The organism is Paracraurococcus ruber (genome assembly GCF_004353985.1).
Lineage (GTDB): Bacteria > Pseudomonadota > Alphaproteobacteria > Acetobacterales > Acetobacteraceae > Paracraurococcus > Paracraurococcus ruber.
This window is the reverse complement of the sequence record NZ_SMOA01000504.1, coordinates 1-2,139: the sequence shown is the minus strand read 5'-3', so window position 1 is coordinate 2,139 and position 2,139 is coordinate 1. Positions and strand designations below refer to the sequence as shown.

General features: G+C 64.1%; 3 protein-coding genes. 1 reads left to right on the top strand and 2 read right to left on the bottom strand.

What is annotated here, in order from left to right; translation table 11 throughout:
• Positions 1–58: 58 nt before the first annotated feature.
• A complete protein-coding gene (locus E2C05_RS31250) occupies positions 59–265 on the bottom strand; it encodes a hypothetical protein (RefSeq protein WP_133223503.1) in 207 nt (68 codons plus the stop codon).
• Between the two features lie 408 nt (positions 266–673).
• Here E2C05_RS31250 and E2C05_RS31245 point away from each other — a divergent pair, with 408 nt between their 5' ends.
• Positions 674–1,723, top strand: a complete 1,050-nt coding sequence (locus E2C05_RS31245; protein WP_133223502.1) for a hypothetical protein — start codon at positions 674–676, stop codon at positions 1,721–1,723.
• Between the two features lie 50 nt (positions 1,724–1,773).
• Here E2C05_RS31245 and E2C05_RS31240 read toward each other — a convergent pair whose 3' ends face one another.
• Positions 1,774–1,986: a hypothetical protein gene (locus tag E2C05_RS31240; RefSeq protein WP_133223501.1), complete on the bottom strand. Its 213-nt coding sequence runs from the start codon at positions 1,984–1,986 to the stop codon at positions 1,774–1,776.
• Between the last annotated feature and the right edge of the window lie 153 nt (positions 1,987–2,139).

The following is a 2,139-nucleotide window of genomic DNA, read 5'->3' as shown; positions in this document are numbered from 1 at the left end:
GGCAGTCTCGGCGATAGCGTGACCGGCACCTGCCGGGGCTAGCCCCGGCAGGTGCCGGTCACGCAACGAAGTGGGGAAGTTTCGCGGCCCACATCAGGGGAGGATTCAACGGCCACTGACAGCTGGCGAGGTCGGCGAGGTCGGCGATCAACTCGGCCGAGGCGCGGCCGAACTCGCCGGCGGCGAGGCTCGCGGCGTGAAGGTCGGTGGTGCTGGGCTGCGGCGCGGAACTGGCCGAAGCACCGCTCTCCCTCAGGCCCACCATGATGCCGATCCCTGCCCGCTGCTCGACGACGGGAAGAACGATAGGCGGCCGACGGAGCCGCCGCGGGACCAGGCCGCGCAGGCGCGAACCACCGAGTGGCCGCGGGTGATGCAGCACGCGCCGGGCTGTGCGCTGGGGCAAAGCAGAGGTACCGGCCGTATCTCGGTAGCGCGGGTCTGCTGCAGCCGCTATGTTGCGGCTCGCAGCTGCGTCACGCCGGACAGGCGGTCACGAAAGCCGATGCGGTTTTCCTCGCCGTCGTCGCTGTGGGCATCGAATTTCTCTCTCTGCGTAGCATGGCGGCGAGTAGGCTTATATATAGCCATTGCTCAGTCTCCCTGAGAGCGAGCTGGTGGAGGTCTTCTGCACCTTCACGCCTTCTATCTCTCACAAGGAAGACTCAGCTCGATGAATTGCGCCCCGCTTCTGTCTCGCCGTGGCCCGACCGCTGGCACGCCGATGACTCCCGTTGCAGACCCTTCTCGGTATCTCACCGGCCGTCACCTTCATGAACTCCGCAATGCCTTCCTCTTCGCCGAGAAGCAGGGCTGGCCGCTGAACACCTGGATTGCCGTGAACTTCCGCGGCAGCCATGGCTGGGTTCAAGGCGACCGCGGCGCCGGACAGGTTCGCCGCGCGCGCAACCGCTTCATCAAGGCGATCAGGGACTGGTGCCAGCGCAACTCCATCCCGCACGCCTTCGTCTACGTTGTCGAGAACCCGCCGCAGGGCGGTCGTGGTCCGCACATGCACATCCTCCAGCATCTCCCCCAGGACAACTGGCTGGCGCTGCGCGACTCCCTCTATCTCCAGCTCAGGTCTACTGGCGCCTGGGCGGATCATGAGTTCGGCTTCAGCAAGCAGCAGGCGCTGCAGGGAGGAGAGAGGGAGCGTCCGGCGAAATGGCGGCCGCTGTTCATGCATGCCGAGCCGCTTGGGAACCATGTGCCCTGGGATTGGCAGCGCGAAGCGCTGAAGCGGCTCCGCTACATGGCCAAGGGCGCGAACCCCCAGGAAGTGGTTCTGGTCAATGGCGAGCGCCTGACCCTGGGCCAGCTCGGCGAACGCTATCTCGGGTTCCACACGAAGAGGACCCTCGACGACAATGGGATCGTGCGGGAGACCGTAGTTCTTCGGCCTGGCGTAAATCTCGCTCCCCAGGGAGATCCCCGTATCAAGAAGCGCGTCGGGAGTTCCCGCGAACTCGGTCAAGCTGCACGGAGAGAATTCGGCTGGAATGAAGTTCACGATCTGCGTTGGCTATGCCGAATGCTTTATATTTCGGTCAGGGCGAATGATATGGTCGAAGCCCTACGGAAACATAACGCACGCCTGAAGCAGCAGGAACTCGAATCGGCGCGCTTGAATCATGCCGGCCCGGAAAATGCCCAAATAGCTTTTGGCTGTGCCTCGGTTGTGCGGAACGAAGTTCTATTATTCTTAGATATTGCAGCCTAGAGTTGCAGTGTTCGGCTTAGTGCGCTCAATCCAGCTGTCGTCGCCGTCACTCATGGCGGCAACGACAGCGGAACAGCGCCCGCCGCATGGCCGATCACCGCGACGACACCACCATGGCCGACCTCGACTTCTACACCGTCATTCGGCGCCACCAGGCCGAGCAGAACGCCGCCCGCGACGCGGTGATCCGGGCCATGCTCCGCCAGTTCTGGCAGCGCCCAGCCATCCTGAAAGCAGATGTTGCCCTGCACAGCCTCCAGCATGACCGCACAGCCTTCCCAGGTCTCGCGGAGGCAGATCTATCCCAGACAGGCGACAGCGCCCTCCCAGCGCTTCCCTGAGCATTCCACTCCCTACCAGCCGGCGGTTCGTGCTGGTTCAGCCGCCGACGGGAAGGGCGCGTCTAACGCCACGAC

Bases quoted from the DNA above. Each gene is read 5' to 3' on its own strand.
- E2C05_RS31250 (WP_133223503.1), bottom strand. From the start codon at position 265: ATGGTGGGCCTGAGGGAGAGCGGTGCTTCGGCCAGTTCCGCGCCGCAG.
- E2C05_RS31245 (WP_133223502.1), top strand. From the start codon at position 674: ATGAATTGCGCCCCGCTTCTGTCTCGCCGTGGCCCGACCGCTGGCACG.
- E2C05_RS31240 (WP_133223501.1), bottom strand. From the start codon at position 1,986: ATGCTGGAGGCTGTGCAGGGCAACATCTGCTTTCAGGATGGCTGGGCG.